We start from the raw sequence: 15,779 nt of genomic DNA on the forward strand, positions 1-15,779 counted from the left end.
GACTCCGAGCATTCGCAACTTCGACGTGAGGTCGAGGACAAGGACGCTGAGAAGCGGGTGCGGTCTCTGTCCGGCCAGCCGCGGAAGGTCAGCGGCGCGGGCAGCGCATGACCGTCGTGGTCTCTTCAAGCAGACCTTCGCCGAGGTGGAGGACCTGTGGCCGGCCCAGGCGATGCGTCGAGAAGGCCTTGCGGGCCGCAGTGATCTCCTGGTCCACGCTGCGGCCCTTCAGCAGGAGCAGCTCGCCGTCATCGGCCAGCAGGGGAGCTGTCAGGGGAAGAAGCTTCTTCAGTGCTGACACGGCTCGTGCGGTGACGACGTCGGCCATCACCTCATCGGTGACCTCCTCCGCACGGGCTCTGATCAGCTCCACGTTCTGCAGCCCCAGGTCCTTCACGACCATGTCCATCCAATGGATGCGTCGTTCCATCGGCTCGATGAGCTGGAACTCCACATCAGGGCGCGCCAGAGCCAGTGCGATCCCGGGCAGTCCTGCCCCGGATCCGACGTCGGCCACAGTCCCTCCGGCAGGCAGCTCGGGACCCAGCACCGCACAGTTCAGCACGTGCCGCGACCACATGCGCGGAATCTCCCGGGGGCCCAGCAGCCCGTGCTCCACGCCTGTGCTGCACAGATGCTCCACAAAGCGTTCCGCCAGGGGCAGCCTGTCCCCGAAGAGGATCTCGGCCGCACGGCGCTCCGCGGCCGTCAGCTCAGGTGCCTCCAGGGGCTCCTGCGCCTCCTCGTGCTCGCCCAGCAGATCCTTGCCGTGCTCGTCGTGCTGGTCCTCGTCCTGCTGTCCGCTCATGATCTGTCCTCTGGTCTCGGCCGGCTGGCTGGATGATCACACGTCTCCCCGGATTCGTTCAGGAGGCGGCGATCACCACATGGCGACGCTTGCCCTCGCCTTCGGACTCACTGACGAGACCCGCCTCGGCCACGAAGTCATGCACGATCTTGCGCTCATAGGCGCTCATCGGCTCGAGATGGACCTCTTCGCCGTGGTCGCGCACCTGGGCGATGGCGTCATCGGCCTGCTGCTTGAGCTCGGTCTGGCGAAGCTCCCGGTGCCCGGCGATGTCCAGCACGAGTCGTGTCCGGTCACCCGTAGCCGTCAGCACCGCGAGCCGCGACAGCTCCTGCAGGGCGTCGAGGACCTCGCCCTTGGGGCCGACCAGGTCCTGCAGCTCGTCACCGCCCTCTTCGGCGACGATCGAGATGAAGGTGCGTTCCCCCCGGATCTCGATGTCGATGTCGCCGTCGAGGTCGACGATGTCCAGAAGCTCCTCGAGGTAGTCGGCCGCGATGTCGCCCTCGTCGGTGTCCGCACTCGGCGCGTCGTCGTCCTCGGCGGCGTCGTCCTGCACCTCCGCCTCCTGCACGGTGTCCCCGGAGTCAGCGGTCTCCGGAACGGCCGGGGCGCCCTCCTGGGACTCCTCGGGCTCGGGGCCCTCAGATTCCATGGGGTGCTCGGTCTGCGTCTGGCTCATCGTTTCTTCTTCCTCTTCTTCTTCTTGGAGGGCTGCGCCTGCTGACCGCGGTGCTCGCCGGTCGGCTTGGGCTTGTCCTCCGTCGTGGACTGGGGCTTCTCGTTGACGGGCGGCAGACCCTTCGCGGCGCGGCGGAGGTTGAGCTCCTTCTCAGCCAGCGAGCCGGGCGTCGGGTTGTTGCGGATGACCCACCACTGCTGGCCCATCGTCCAGAAGTTCGTGGCGGTCCAGTAGATCAGCACACCCACGGGGAAGTTCACACCGCCGATGACGAACACGAGCGGCAGCATGTACAGCATCATCTTCTGGGTCTGGGCAAACTGCCCCTGCAGGGCGGCCTCAGACATGTTCTTGCTCATCAGCTGCTTCTGGGTGAAGAACTGCGTGAGCACCATCGCCACGATCATGATCGAGGTCATGATCACGACGTTCCACTGCGTGGGGTCCGACTGGAAGGAGGGGAGGAAGATGTCCGACATCCCGACGCCGAGCAGCTCGGACCCGTCGAAGCTCTGGACCTCACCGGCGCTCAGCGCGCCGTAGCCCTCCTGCTGATACTGCTCCTGCCGCATGCGGTTCAGCATCCAGAACAGCGCGAAGAAGATCGGCATCTGCGCCAGCAGCGGCAGGCAGGTCATGAAGGGGTTGACCTTGTGCTTCTTGAACAGCGCCTGCTGCTCCTGAGCCATGGCCTGCCGGGAGACAGGATCCTTCTTGCCCTTGTACTTGGCCTGGAGCTTCTGCACCTCAGGCTGGATGATCTGCATCCCACGCTGGGACTTGATCTGCCGCACGAACAGCGGGATCAGGATCACACGGATGACGATCACCAGCAGGATGATCGAGATCGTCCAGTTCCAGCCGGACTGCGGATCGAGCCCCAGGAAGGTGAGCCCCGTGTGGAACATGCTCAGGATGAATGAGACCGCCCAGGTGAACGGGGTCATCAGTGTGTCGAAGAAGCCCATATGTCTCTCAAGTCGTCGTGCCGAGCATGGTCAGCGCTGCTCGGGGTCTGCTGGACGCGCACTGTCACCGTGCGCTGCGGGCGCCTCTGCATCGCTCGGTGAGCGCCCGACGTCATGGGCGCAGTCGTGGTCCAGGGGTATCGGCGGATGGTTTGTCTCTATGATCGACGGTGCTGACCCTCCTGGCCAAATCCTGCGCCCCACGGGCACATGGTCGACTCCGCCGCCGGTGAAGGGGTTGCAGCGCAGGATCCGCCAGGCCGTGAACACGGAGCCACGGACCGCCCCGTGGACGGTCACCGCCTCCAGCCCGTAGGCCGAGCAGCTGGGATAGTAGCTGCAGACCTGCCCGTACAGCGGGGAGATCACCTTGCGGTAAGCCTTCAGCAGGGCGGTGAGGATCGCTGAGGGGGACCGTCGCAGCGGCCCCCAGTGCTGGCGGCGGAGTTCCTCGACATCGGGCTGGCGGCCTGGGATGCCGGGCGTCTCCCCGTCGGGGACATAGAAGTCCGCATGCCTGACCCAGAGCCCACGCTGGTCACTGCGCACGCGGCCCCCCGTCCCGCCGTCGCAGTTCCTTCCGCGCGGCGCGGACCAGGGTGGAGCGCAGCTGAGCCACGAGCTCGTCGTGGGCAGCCTCAGGGGCTGCGGGCAGGGCGCGGACGACGACGTCGAGCCGGACCCCCTCCGGAATCGTCATGGAGTCTTCCCGCATGACGTCCCAGAGGATGTGCCGCAGCCGACGCTGGGTCCGATGGCGCACCACCGCGTTGCCCACGGCCTTGGAGACGATGAAGCCACACCGCCAGGGCACCTGATCCGCGTCAGCCGCCCCGGCGTCGGCGACGAGCCTCACCGAGATGACCACGGCAGAGCCACCGGCCCGGGACCCGGAGCGCGTGACGGCTCGGAAGTCCGTCGGCGCGGTGACACGGTGCCGGCGGGGAAGCATGCTCGCGAAGTCCTCCGGTCGTTCGGGCTGACGCTGATGGCCAGGCTCGAGGTGCCCCACGCGCCCCCGCGGGAGCCGCAGATGCACGAACGGCCCGTACCCTCGATCGGGACGGGCCGTGGGTGCGGCAGCGCCTGTCTCCAGTGCACTGCCCCGAACCGTCATCCGGCTCGGCTGGCGTGGTTCAGGCCGAGAGTTCCTTGCGGCCTCGGCTGCGACGGGTCGAGATGATGGAACGACCGGCGCGGGTCCGCATACGAGAACGGAAGCCGTGCTTGCGGCTGCGACGGCGGTTGCTCGGCTGGAAAGTCCGCTTGCTCACTGTGTACTCCCACTGGATGGTTCGAAGTCGGGGTGGAGTCCGAACCGTCTGGTCGGCTCCGTGTGCGGCGGGGCGATGGCATCATCCCCGTTCACCTGAGTCAGTCTCTCGCTCGTCAGGGCACGCCAGAGGGCATGCGCCCGGAGAGCGACCTGTCAACACTAGATGCCGACTCGGCGCGTCGTCAAGTCGCCGCCTCCATCGCTCGGCAGCCGGGGCCGTACTCTACACCACTTATCCACTGCTGTGAATAAACCTGTGCAGAACCCGGGCGCCCTCCCAGACTTCTCCACAGCCGCCCTCCGGACTCGGCCCCTTGTGCGCTGAATGAACGTTAAGTTAGCCTGCTCCACAACGGCTGAATGAGCGTTCAGCTTCGTCATCAGAGGCAGCCTGGAAAGCGAGAGAGACCATGGCCGGACCAGCACAGGCGAACGGGAGAGGCACAGGGCACGACCCTCGGGCCGCGGCCTCCACCCACAACATCACCGGCGCCGGCAACACCTCGCCGCCCGAAGATCCGGCATCCGGCGCAGAGCGCATCCTCGACGCGGCCATCGACCTCTTCGGACAGCAGGGGTTCGAGTCCACCAGCCTGAAGCAGATCGCCGTCCGCGCGGAGGTCTCCGCCCCGCTGGTGATCCATCACTTCGGATCGAAGGACGGTCTGCGTACAGCCTGCGACGCGCGGGTGGCGGACCTCTATCACGCCTATAAGTCGGATGCGGTGGCGCGGTCCGCCAGTCCGCTCCCCCGGAACTACGTCCTGGAGGCCGTCCAGACGTCCCGCCCGCTGGTCCGGTATCTCCTGCAGGCCTTCCTCACCGGAGGGGAGCACACCGACGCGCTCTTCGACCGACTGGTGGAGGACACCCTGGACTACATGGCCGACGCCGAGCGGATCGGCCTGGTGACTCCCAGTGCCAACCGCCGTCACCGGGCGGTCGTGCTCCTGCTGCAGGGATTCGGTGCGCTGATGCTGCACCGGCAGATGAAGCGTCTGCTCGGTGCCAGCCCTCTGGAGGACCCCCCGGAGAAGCTCGGCGCCTACATGGCAGCCGTGCTGGAGCTCCATACCCAGCCGCTCATGGACACCGACGTCTACGACGAGCTGATCGCCGGGCTCCTACCCCAGGAGTCCGACGACGACGTCGATCCCACCCCCGACGATCCCACCCCCGACGATGACGCCGGCCCCACCCGCCGGCCCCCTGATCCCCGCCCCGCGTGACCCGCAGGGCCGGAAGGAAAGGACCACCCTCATGAATGAGACCCGACCGGTCATCCGCACCGACAAGCTCGTCAAACGATTCGGCTCCGTGTGCGCTCTGGACGAGCTCGACCTCACCATCGCTCCGGGAGAGGTCCACGGGTTCCTCGGCCCGAACGGCGCCGGGAAGTCCACCACCATGCGCGTGCTGCTGGGGCTCCTGCGCATCGACTCCGGGTCGGTCGAGGTGTTCGGCCGCGATCCCTGGAGACACGCCGTCCAGCTGCACCGGCATCTGGCCTACGTGCCGGGCGACGTCGAGCTGTGGCCGAATCTCACCGGAGGCGAGGTCATCGACATGTTCCTGCGACTGCGCGGCAGCTGGTCGAAGACGCGCAGGGATCAGCTGATCGAACGGTTCGACCTGGACCCGCGGAAGAAGACCCGCACGTATTCCAAGGGGAACCGGCAGAAGGTGGCGCTGATCTCGGCGCTGGCCTCCGACGTGGACCTCCTGCTGCTCGACGAACCCACCGCCGGCCTGGATCCGCTCATGGAGGTCGTCTTCCAGGAGACCATCAAGGAGGTCACCCGGAACGGACGCTCCGTGCTGCTCTCCAGCCACATCCTCGCCCAGGTGGAGGCCCTCTCGGATCGGATCTCGATCATTCGGGCAGGGTCCGTCGTCGAGTCCGGGACCCTCTCGGAGCTGCGCCATATGACCCGCACCACCATCGAGGTGGAGACCTTCCACCCCGCCGCCGAGCTGGCCGGGTTGGCAGGGGTGCATGACTTCCGCCACGAGGGGGAGAGGGTGATCTTCGAGGTCGACGGAGAACGCGTCGAAGACCTCATGCACCAGCTGACCCCGCTGGGCGTCCGGTCTCTGGTCGCCCACCCGCCCACGCTCGAGCAGCTGCTGATGCGCCACTACGGCGATGAGCTCGCGGTGCGAGGCATGGCCGACGGCGCAGGGAAGGAGTGAGCCGCGATGACTGCTGAGACGCTCTCCCCCACCGCCCCCTCAGGGGGTGCAGCCGAGGTCGCTCCACTGGCCCGAACCGGGGCCATGCTGCGGTTCATGCTGCGCCGGGACAGGATCCGGCTGAGCATATGGGTGCTCGCCTGCGGACTTCTGGCGATGTACTTCGCCAACGCCATCCAGCTCATCGCCGAGGATGAGACCGAGCTCGCCCACCTGGTCGTGCTGTTCAACGATCCGGTGGGTCGGCTGATGACCGGTCCGGCCTACGGCATGGAGGAGCCGACGTTCGAGCGGTTCTTCTCCGCCGGGTACGTGCTGTTCCTCTACATCCTCATCGCACTGATGAGCTTCTTCCTCATGATCCGGCACACCAGGCTGGAGGAGCAGACGGGCCGGGCCGAACTGATGCGCGCCAACGTGGTGGGCCGTCATGCGACGCTGACCGCCGCTCTGCTCCTCACGACGGGGGCGAACCTCGTCGTCGCGGTGCTCGTCTGGGTGGCCTCCGGCCCGATCGCCGGCTACGCATCGGGCGGATCTGCGCTCGTCGCCGCCGGAGGGTTCTGCGTCGGGCTGCTGTTCATGGGGGTGGCCGCGACGACCGCCCAGCTCAGCGAATCGTCCCGAGGCGCCTCAGCGATGGCCGGGGCGGTGCTGGGACTGGCCTACCTGATCCGCATGGGCGGGGACATGGCCGAACAGGGGGGCAGCACGTTGTCCTGGTTCTCCCCGCTGGGCTGGGCCCAGCAGACCGCTCCCTACGTGGAGGACCGGTGGTGGCCGCTGCTGCTCCCGCTGAGCTTCGCCGCTTCCCTGGTGACGCTGGGCTTCTGGCTGAGCACCCGGCGAGACGTCGGCGCCAGCCTGGTCCCCTCTCGCATGGGGCGGGCAGCCGCACGTCCCTCCCTGGGGACGGCCGCGGGGATGGCCGGCCGCGGCCTCCAGGGCGTGCTGCGCGGCTGGACGATCGCGCTGGTCCTGGCCGCCCTGATGTTCGGCGGCTACGCCCAGTCGATGGTCGACGCCGCCGACGGCCTCCCTGAGGAGATCGCGATGATCATGAGCGGAGACGACATGGTGCTGGGCTATCTGGCCTACATGTCACTGTTCCTGGCTCTGTTCGTCGCCGCCGCAGGGGTCAGCGGAGTGCAGCTTCTGCGAAGTGAAGAGGTCCAGGGCCGCGCAGAGTTCGCGCTCTCCCTGCCGTTGAGCCGGTCGCGCTGGCTCGGATCCCACCTGGCGGTCCTGCTGAGCGGACTGGTCGCGATGCTGCTGCTGGTCGGGCTGGGCACGGCCATCTCGGCCTCCGCCGCGCTGGGCGACGCCGGTCACTTCGGGGTGCTGCTCCTGGGGAGTCTCCACCAGCTTCCGGCGGTGCTCGCCGTGGTGGGCCTCGTCGTCGCGCTCTTCGGGTGGTTGCCTCGAGCCGGCGGGACCGTGGGCTGGGTGCTCATCGCCTTCGCCGGCATCGCCACGAACTTCGGCCCGCTCCTGGACCTGCCTCAGGCGGTGCTGAACCTGAACCCCTTCGGGCACCTGGCCGCCTATCCGGTCGAGGACCCGACGCTGGCTCCGATCCTCTGGCTCACCGGCATCGGGGTGACCGGGATCGTGGTGGGAATGGCCGGCTGGCGCAGTCGTGAGATCAACCGCGTCTGAGCGGCCACCGTTCTCCACATATCCACAGCACTGTCCACAGGACGTGGATCCGACGCTCCACAGGAGGGAGTCCGGATCCGCATCCTGTGGATGCTCAGGTGCGGTGCTCGGCAAGCGCCACCCCCTCAGCCCGGCATGACTTGGTAGGAGACGCCGTCGTCCCCTGTCATCCCGCGGAATCTGCCGCCGCTGCCGACCGACGGCAGGAGCAGCCGCGCACGCGGATCGACGCCAGCCCCGGCCGGGATGCCGACGTGTCACTCCCCGGTGGTGTGCACACCGACTGCACAGCCTCTCCATATGGCGGACGGAGAAATCCACAAGTGTGCGCGATACAGTCGAGGGGCACAGGGACGGCGTCTGCGACGACGTCCCGGCACCACTGATCATCGTCGCAGGGAGGAGCAGCGTGTCTGCCGACTCGGAAGTCAACGTGCCGGTCAAATGGCAGCAGGTGCTCACGGAGCTCCGCGAGCACCACGGCATCACCGGACTGAAGCTGACCGACGTCGGCCGTGCCGTCCCCCAGGGGGACCAGCTCATCGGCGACACCCTGCTGCTCGCGGTGCCCCATGAGCGGGTGCGCGAACTGATGCAGTCCACCCTGCAGCACCAGCTCAGCGAAGCGCTGCGAACCGTCTTCGGCCGTGACATCCTCTGCGCCTATGTGATCGACCCCGGCCTGGCCGCTCGACAGAAGGCCGAGTCCTCCGAGACCTCGCCCCCGACGGAGCAGACGTCCGCCCCCTCAGCCGCCTCAGCCTCCTCCACCGCCGTCGACGACGTCTACCCTGGGCCCGGCCAGGCCTTCGGAGCGCCGCGGGTCCACGCGGGCCAGGACCTGCCGGGACGCGGTGCGGCAGGACCGCCGCGTGCCCCCGCCGCCGAGATGCCTGTGCCGCCCTCGGGCCTGGCCGACAACGGCACCATCCCTCCCGCCCCCTCCGGGGTGCGGGCCAGTGAGATCTTCGAGACCTCCCGGCTGAATCCGCGCTACACCTTCGACACCTTCGTCATCGGGTCCTCCAACAGGTTCGCCCATGCCGCGGCGAATGCGGTCGCCGAGGCCCCGGCGAAGGCCTACAACCCGCTGTTCATCTACGGGGACTCCGGTCTGGGCAAGACCCACCTGCTCCATGCGATCGGACACTACGCCCAGCGGCTCTACAGCGGGATCCGGGTCCGGTACGTGAACTCCGAGGAGTTCACCAATGACTTCATCAACTCGATCCGTGACGACGAGGGCGCCAGCTTCAAGCACCTCTACCGCAACGTGGACGTCCTGCTTCTGGACGACATCCAGTTCCTCGCGGACAAGGAACGCACGGTGGAGGAGTTCTTCCACACGTTCAACACCCTCTACAACAACAACAAGCAGGTCGTGATCACCTCCGACCTGCCGCCCAAGCGGCTCTCCGGATTCGAGGAGCGGCTCCGCTCCCGCTTCGAATGGGGCCTGATCACCGACATCCAGCCGCCGGACCTCGAGACGCGGATCGCGATCCTGCGGAAGAAGGCCACGGCGGAGAACTTCTCCTGCCCGGACGACGTGCTGGAGTACATCGCCTCGAAGATCTCCACCAACATCCGTGAGCTCGAGGGTGCGCTGATCCGCGTCACCGCCTATGCCTCGCTGAACAAGCAGCCCGTGGACCTTCCTCTGGCCGAGCAGGTGATGCGGGATCTGATCTCTGATGACCACGTCCAGGAGATCACCGCCGAACAGATCATCAATGCCACTGCGGAGTACTACAGCTTCACCGTGGAGGACCTGATGTCCAAGTCACGCAACCGCACGCTGGTGACGGCCCGGCAGATCGCCATGTACCTGCTGCGCGAGCTGACCGAGATGTCGCTGCCGAAGATCGGCCAGGCCCTGGGCGGCCGGGACCACACCACCGTGATCTACGCGGAGCGCAAGATCCGTGAGCTGATGGCGGAGCGTCGTGCGGTCTTCAACCAGGTCACTGAGCTGACCAACAAGATCAAGCAGCAGCGCTGACCCGCTGAGACCTCGCTGTCAAGCCCGTGGTCCACGGGTGTGGAGAACGAGTTCATGCACATCTCACACGCGTGTAGTTCCCCTGGATCAGCGGGATGCATCGCCGGAGCAGATCTCGTCCTCCACAGTTTTTCCCACATATCCACAGGCACCGGTGGAGTTTCTCCACCACCCTGCCCACACCTGTGGATAACCCAGTGGAGAGATCGGTGCAGAACTGCCTCCACCCTGGGGACAGACCGCCCTGTCCTGCGGAGATCGTGATCAGGCACCCTCTTGATCTCCACCACCCGCCCACAGCACAAGCGGTGACACTGCACGGGAGACTGCACAGCGAGATCCGCCCGGCGAGGCCCAAGCAGTGACTTATCCACAGAATCCACAACTGTTGTTAACACTGCTCCACTCCACCACTAGGAAAACAAAGAACCTCTACAGGGCGATGCGCCGCACCGTGTGCCGGACGACGCCGACCCCGAGGGCTCCGAGATCAGCCACCACATCAGCACTCACATCACAGCCCTGTGCCGCAGGACCAGCAGAACCACCCGCTTCGTGAAGGTCCCAGAACACGCCGTGCACAAGATATGGGTCCGAACGTCGTCCTGATCGGCACATATCGTGGTCAGCCCGGTGGCATGAAGACCGGACCAGCAGGTAAGCTCGACTTTCGACACAGCAGCCGTGATGCTTGACATCCACTCGATGAACGCTCCAAGCGTCCTGAGAGGACCGACCTCCCACGGCTGGTCATCCCCAGCAGCACCGAAAGGCGGAGATCAGTGAAGTTCACTGCGGAGCGTGACGTCCTCACCGAAGCTGTCTCCTGGACTGCTCGTTCCCTCTCCCCTCGACCTCCTGCACCCGTCCTCTCGGGCCTGCTGATCAGCACTGAGGACCAGACCGTGTCGATCTCCAGCTTCGATCACGAGATCTCCGCACAACTGCACGTCGAAGCCGATGTGGAGGAGCAGGGCACCGTCCTCGTCTCCGGGCGGATGCTCAATGACATCGTCAAAGCCCTCCCGGACGCTCCTGTCACCATCGAACTGGTGGACGCCAAGGCCGTGGTGACCTGCCGGTCCTCCCGCTTCACCCTCGCCACCATGCCCGTGGACGAGTACCCGGAGCTCCCTGCGCTGCCTGAGCTGGCCGGGACTGTCGACGGCGCCGCTTTCGCCCGCGCGGTGTCCCAGGTCATCACCGCGGCCTCCAAGGACGACACGCTGCCGATCCTCACCGGGGTGAAGGTGGAGTTCGAGGGCGACACCGTGACCTTCCTGGCCACCGACCGATACCGGCTGGCCATGCGGGAGATCACCTGGGCTCCTGCCCACCCTGACATTTCCACCTCTGCGCTCATCAAGGCCAAGACGCTCAGCGACGTCGCGAAGTCCCTGGCCGGATCCGGTGAACTCTCCATCGCGCTGGGTGAGAACACCGAGCTCGTCGGGTTCACCTCCGGCGGACGACGCTCCACCAGCGTGCTCGTCGACGGCGACTACCCCAAGATCCGTCAGCTTTTCCCCGAGGAGACGCCGATCCATGCGGTCGTACGCACTGCGGAGCTCATCGAAGCCTCCCGCCGCGTGTCGCTGGTCGCGGAACGCAACTCACATGTCCGGCTGCAGTTCACCGAAGCCGGGGAGGTCATCCTCGACGCCGGTGCGGACGACGCGGCAGCGGCTTCCGAGGTCATCTCCGCTGAGCTGACCGGGGAGCCCATCACTGTCGGGTTCAACCCCAGCTACCTCAATGAGGGCCTGAACGTCATCGACACCGAGTACCTGCGGTTCTCCTTCGTCTCGGCACCCAAGCCCGCGATGATCACCGGCCAGGAGACTCCTGACGGGGAGAACTCCACCGATTTCCGCTACCTGTTGATGCCGGTCCGGCTCATCAACCAGTAGCCCGCGAGCAGCCATGCGGCTCTCCACCCTCACCCTGAACGATTTCCGCAGCTACGCCGACGTCGAGCTGACCCTCCACCCCGGCCCCAATGTCCTCCTGGGGTTCAACGGGGTCGGGAAGACCAACATCGCTGAGGCTATCGGCTACCTGTCCACGCTCGGATCGCATCGGGTGACCCATGATGCGCCGCTGGTGCGCCATGGACGGTCACAGGCGATCATCCGCGCACAGGCCCACCGTGGTTCCCAGGAGGCGATGCTCGAGCTGGAGATCAACCCCGGCCGCAGCAATCGGGCTCGGATCAATCGGGGAGGTGCCGTACGGTCCACCGAGATCCTCGGCATCTTGCGCACGGTGCTCTTCGCTCCGGAGGACCTGGAGCTGATCAAGGGGGCTCCCGGGGTGCGGCGCCGGCTCTTCGACGACCTGGCCGTGCAGCTGCGTCCAGCCCTCGGGCGCGTCCGACTCGACTATGACAAGGTGCTGCGCCAGCGCAACGCCCTGCTGAAGTCCATCCGGCATGAGGGCTTCACTACCACTCACGAGTCCACCCTGGCAGTCTGGGACCATCAGCTCGCCGACGCGGGCTCCCGGCTGCTCCAGGCACGCCTGGAGGTCCTCGGCGCGCTGCGGCCCCACGTGGCGGAGGCCTATCAGCAGCTCTCCGGCAGTGTGCGCACGGCCCGGCTGCGCTATGAGACCGGGCTTGAGGGCCAGGGACCGGGTGCCTCGGGTGACCCTGGCACCGCCGCGGATGATCTCTGCCCCCTGGAGTCTGCTGATCGCGGGCAGCTCGCGGAGCTGCTGCGGCAGGGCCTCGAGGGGGCGCGCCGTGAGGAGCGTGATCGTGCCCAGACCCTGGTGGGTCCCCATCGTGATGACATCGGCTTCAGCCTCGACGAGGTTCCGGTGAAGGGCTTCGCCTCCCATGGGGAGACCTGGTCCTTCGCGCTGGCGCTGCGGCTGGCGGCCTACCGCACCATGGTCGAGGACGACTCGGCGGACGGGGCCCGTCCGATACTGATCCTCGACGACGTCTTCGCCGAGCTGGACGCGCGCCGACGTCGGCGCCTGGCCGAGCTGGCCGGAGAGGCCGAGCAGCTGATCATCACGGCCGCCGTCGACGACGACGTCCCTGAGTCGCTGCTGCAGCATGCCCTGCGTGTGGAGTCCGAGGACCAGCTGAGCCGGGTCAGCATGCTCGAGACCCCCGAGGACGGATCATGAGTGCTGCGCGTGCGGGCACGGGAGACCAGGATCAGCCGGAGGTCGAGCCCAGTCCCGACGGCGTTCCGGTCCATGAGGCCGAGGACGCCGCCTCACTGGTGCTGGCACGTATGCGCCGGGCCGCCGAAGCACGCGGTGAGCATCGGATGCGAGGCGTGCCGCGCGGCTCCTCCTTGGCCGGGGATCCTCGGAAGCCTGCCGCACCCAGGCAGAAGGCGTCCGGGAAGAGCTCCGTCGATCGCCGTGATCCCAGTCTGCTGGGTTCGGTGGTCGGTGGGCTGATCAGCACCCGCGGCTGGTCCTCCCCGGTGGCGGTCGGATCCGTCATCGCCCGCTGGGACCAGCTGGTGGGGGAGCAGGTGGCCGCTCACTGCCGGCCGGAGCGTTTCGAGAACGGAGTGGTCGACGTCGCCTGTGACTCCACCGCATGGGCCACCAATCTCAAGCTCATGCAGCCGCAGCTGATGGAGATGTTCACCCGGGAGCTCGGGCGGGGAATCGTGACCGGTCTGCGCATCCGTGGGCCGCAGGCGCCGAGCTGGAAGAAAGGCCGATGGTCGGTCCGTGGGCCGGGTCCCCGGGACACCTACGGCTGATCCGGCGACTCCGGAGGTCCTAGATGCGCTCCTGCCGCGTCCAGGGGCTGTGGGTGGAACGGGGCCTCATCCGAGGACCCGCCAGGGCGTCCCACTGGCCCTCGGTGCCCTTATGCGGCGATTTCGCAGGACGCGGCTCATCGGGAGAATCGGGATTTCAGCCGATGAAGCGGTAGAATGGAGCCTTGACCCGAGCGCACGTGGTTCTCGGGTCAGTTCGTGTCATGACCCGGCCGCACACGCGGCCGCACCCCTGGTGATAAAGGAGACGGCAGAGCCCGTGACCTCGGAAGACAACACCCTCCCGTCCGCCGCTGAGAAGCCTGAACAGCCGGCCCCCGCGCAGTCGGGATCACCAGCCATCCCGGCGCAGTCCGGAGGATATGGCGCCTCGGACATCACCGTCCTGGAAGGCCTCGAGGCTGTCCGCAAACGTCCGGGGATGTACATCGGCTCCACCGGCGAGCGGGGGCTGCACCACCTGGTCTACGAGGTCGTGGACAACTCGGTGGATGAAGCCCTGGCCGGCCACTGCTCCCACATCGAGATCACTCTGCAGGATGACGGCGGCGTGCGCGTCACCGATGACGGCCGCGGCATTCCGGTGGACATGCACCCCTCCGAAGGCAGGCCGACGGTGGAGGTCGTGATGACGATCCTCCACGCCGGCGGCAAGTTCGGCGGCGGAGGCTATGCGGTCTCCGGCGGTCTGCACGGGGTCGGCATCTCGGTGGTCAACGCGCTCTCGGCCCGGGTGGACACCACGGTGAGACGCCAGGGCCATGAGTGGTCGATCTCCTTCGCTCACGGCGGCAAGCCCATCACGGAGCTCACGCGCGGCGAGCCCACTGAGGAGACCGGGACCACGCAGGTCTTCTACCCGGACCCGACCATCTTCGAGAGCATCGAGTTCGACTTCGAGACTCTGCGGGCGCGCTTCCAGCAGATGGCCTTCCTGAACAAGGGACTGCGCATCACGTTGGCCGATGAGCGCAGCATCGAGCGGAACCAGGTCGTCTCGGACGAGATCGTCGAGGGCGATGACGCCGAGGCGGAGCTCGCCGACGGCGAGGCCGTCCCCGCGGAGCCGGGCGAGGGCGCCGAAGCCGTGGCTGAGACCCACGCAGGCCGTGTCGTCGTCTATCAGTACGACCACGGGCTGCTGGACTACGTGAATCATCTGAACTCCGCGAAGAAGGCCGAGAACGTCCACGAGGACGTGATCGCCTTCGAGTCCGACGATGACGAGCGTGGCATCACCGCCGAGCTGGCCATGCAGTGGACCACGACGTACTCGGAGTCGGTGCACACCTATGCGAACACGATCAACACCCATGAGGGCGGCACCCACGAGGAGGGCTTCCGCGCGGCGATGACCGGTCTGATCAACCGCTATGCGCGGGAGAAGCAGATCCTGCGTGAGAAGGACGACAACCTCACCGGTGAGGACATCCGGGAGGGACTCACCGCGGTGATCTCGGTGAAGCTCTCGGAGCCGCAGTTCGAGGGACAGACCAAGACCAAGCTGGGCAACACGGAGGCTCGGGCCTTCGTGCACAAGGTCGTCAACGAGCATCTCGGCGACTGGCTGGAGCGCAACCCCAGCTCGGCCCGAGACATCGTGCGCAAGGCCCAGTCGGCGGCGCAGGCTCGTATGGCGGCCCGGAAGGCTCGGGAGAACGCCCGGCGCAAGTCGCCTCTGGAGACGCTGGGCATGCCCGGCAAGCTGGCCGACTGCTCCTCGAAGGACCCTTCGCGCTGCGAGGTCTACCTGGTCGAGGGTGACTCCGCCGGCGGTTCGGCCAAGCGCGGCCGGGACCCGGAGACGCAGGCGATCCTGCCGCTGCGCGGCAAGATCCTCAACGTGGAGCGTGCCCGCCTGGACAAGGCGTTGGGCAATCAGGAGATCCAGTCGATGATCACCGCCTTCGGCACGGGCATCGGCGAGGACTTCGACATCGCGAAGCTCCGGTACCACAAGATCGTGCTGATGGCCGATGCCGACGTCGATGGTCAGCACATCTCCACACTGATGCTGACCCTGCTGTTCCGCTACATGCGGCCTCTCATCGAGCACGGCTACGTCTACCTGGCGCAGCCTCCGCTGTACAGGCTGAAGTGGTCCAACGCTCCGCATGACTATGTCTTCACCGACGCTGAGCGGGACCAGGCGCTGAAGGACGGCCTCTCAGCCGGCCGGAGGCTGCCCAAGGACCTGGGCATCCAGCGGTACAAGGGTCTGGGCGAGATGGACTACGGGGAGCTCTGGGACACCACCATGGACCCGCAGCACCGCACCCTGCTGCAGGTGTCCATGGACGACGCCGCCGCCGCCGACGAGATCTTCTCCATCCTGATGGGAGAGGACGTCGAGTCCCGACGCGGATTCATCCAGCAGAACGCCAAGGACGTCCGCTTCCTCGACATCTGATCGTCTGATCGTCACCTTCCCAAGGG

The 15,779-nt window shown here is 66.9% G+C and carries 14 protein-coding genes; 8 read left to right on the forward strand and 6 right to left on the reverse strand.

Annotated features, from left to right (window positions below; translation table 11 throughout):
• Positions 1 to 88: 88 nt before the first annotated feature.
• The 6 genes from rsmG to rpmH all read right to left on the reverse strand — a co-directional run bounded on the left by rsmG (position 89) and on the right by rpmH (position 3,732).
• The gene (gene rsmG / locus HNR09_RS07170; RefSeq protein WP_179541414.1) at positions 89 to 808 is read right to left on the reverse strand and encodes a 16S rRNA (guanine(527)-N(7))-methyltransferase RsmG; all 720 of its coding nucleotides are present in this window, start codon (positions 806 to 808) and stop codon (positions 89 to 91) included.
• A gap of 58 nt (positions 809 to 866) precedes the next feature.
• Positions 867 to 1,490 carry a Jag family protein gene (locus HNR09_RS07175; protein ID WP_179541415.1) on the reverse strand — a complete coding sequence of 208 codons (624 nt, stop codon included), beginning with the start codon at positions 1,488 to 1,490 and terminating at the stop codon, positions 867 to 869.
• Positions 1,487 to 2,458 carry a membrane protein insertase YidC gene (gene yidC, locus HNR09_RS07180; RefSeq protein ID WP_179541416.1) on the reverse strand — a complete coding sequence of 324 codons (972 nt, stop codon included), beginning with the start codon at positions 2,456 to 2,458 and terminating at the stop codon, positions 1,487 to 1,489. The genes HNR09_RS07175 and yidC overlap by 4 nt, the downstream gene beginning before the upstream one ends.
• A gap of 30 nt (positions 2,459 to 2,488) precedes the next feature.
• On the reverse strand, positions 2,489 to 2,881 hold the full coding sequence (yidD, locus tag HNR09_RS07185) for a membrane protein insertion efficiency factor YidD (protein ID WP_218882072.1): 393 nt from the start codon (positions 2,879 to 2,881) through the stop codon (positions 2,489 to 2,491).
• Positions 2,882 to 2,996: 115 nt separating this feature from the next.
• The gene (gene rnpA / locus HNR09_RS07190) at positions 2,997 to 3,410 is read right to left on the reverse strand and encodes a ribonuclease P protein component (protein ID WP_179541417.1); all 414 of its coding nucleotides are present in this window, start codon (positions 3,408 to 3,410) and stop codon (positions 2,997 to 2,999) included.
• 184 nt (positions 3,411 to 3,594) lie between these two features.
• Complete coding sequence (rpmH, locus tag HNR09_RS07195; RefSeq protein WP_179541418.1) at positions 3,595 to 3,732, reverse strand: 50S ribosomal protein L34; 138 nt, start codon at positions 3,730 to 3,732, stop codon at positions 3,595 to 3,597.
• Positions 3,733 to 4,144: 412 nt separating this feature from the next.
• Here rpmH and HNR09_RS07200 point away from each other — a divergent pair, with 412 nt between their 5' ends.
• The 8 genes from HNR09_RS07200 to gyrB all read left to right on the forward strand — a co-directional run bounded on the left by HNR09_RS07200 (position 4,145) and on the right by gyrB (position 15,753).
• Positions 4,145 to 4,963 carry a TetR/AcrR family transcriptional regulator gene (locus HNR09_RS07200; protein WP_179541419.1) on the forward strand — a complete coding sequence of 273 codons (819 nt, stop codon included), beginning with the start codon at positions 4,145 to 4,147 and terminating at the stop codon, positions 4,961 to 4,963.
• Between the two features lie 31 nt (positions 4,964 to 4,994).
• Entirely contained in the window at positions 4,995 to 5,927 is a 933-nt protein-coding gene (locus HNR09_RS07205; RefSeq protein WP_179541420.1) for an ABC transporter ATP-binding protein, read from the forward strand.
• 6 nt (positions 5,928 to 5,933) lie between these two features.
• Positions 5,934 to 7,586 (forward strand): ABC transporter permease, encoded by a 1,653-nt coding sequence (locus tag HNR09_RS07210; RefSeq protein WP_179541421.1) that lies wholly within the window; start codon positions 5,934 to 5,936, stop codon positions 7,584 to 7,586.
• Between the two features lie 409 nt (positions 7,587 to 7,995).
• Entirely contained in the window at positions 7,996 to 9,588 is a 1,593-nt protein-coding gene (dnaA, locus tag HNR09_RS07215; RefSeq protein ID WP_343047475.1) for a chromosomal replication initiator protein DnaA, read from the forward strand.
• 782 nt (positions 9,589 to 10,370) lie between these two features.
• Positions 10,371 to 11,498: a DNA polymerase III subunit beta gene (dnaN, locus tag HNR09_RS07220; RefSeq protein WP_179541422.1), complete on the forward strand. Its 1,128-nt coding sequence runs from the start codon at positions 10,371 to 10,373 to the stop codon at positions 11,496 to 11,498.
• Between the two features lie 13 nt (positions 11,499 to 11,511).
• Positions 11,512 to 12,726 carry a DNA replication/repair protein RecF gene (gene recF, locus HNR09_RS07225; RefSeq protein ID WP_179541423.1) on the forward strand — a complete coding sequence of 405 codons (1,215 nt, stop codon included), beginning with the start codon at positions 11,512 to 11,514 and terminating at the stop codon, positions 12,724 to 12,726.
• Positions 12,723 to 13,322, forward strand: a complete 600-nt coding sequence (locus tag HNR09_RS07230; RefSeq protein ID WP_179541424.1) for a DciA family protein — start codon at positions 12,723 to 12,725, stop codon at positions 13,320 to 13,322. Before recF ends, HNR09_RS07230 begins: the two co-directional genes overlap by 4 nt.
• A 280-nt stretch (positions 13,323 to 13,602) precedes the next feature.
• Positions 13,603 to 15,753: a DNA topoisomerase (ATP-hydrolyzing) subunit B gene (gyrB, locus tag HNR09_RS07235; RefSeq protein WP_378937986.1), complete on the forward strand. Its 2,151-nt coding sequence runs from the start codon at positions 13,603 to 13,605 to the stop codon at positions 15,751 to 15,753.
• Positions 15,754 to 15,779 lie beyond the last annotated feature (26 nt).

It is taken from the genome of Nesterenkonia xinjiangensis (assembly GCF_013410745.1).
Lineage (GTDB): Bacteria > Actinomycetota > Actinomycetes > Actinomycetales > Micrococcaceae > Nesterenkonia > Nesterenkonia xinjiangensis.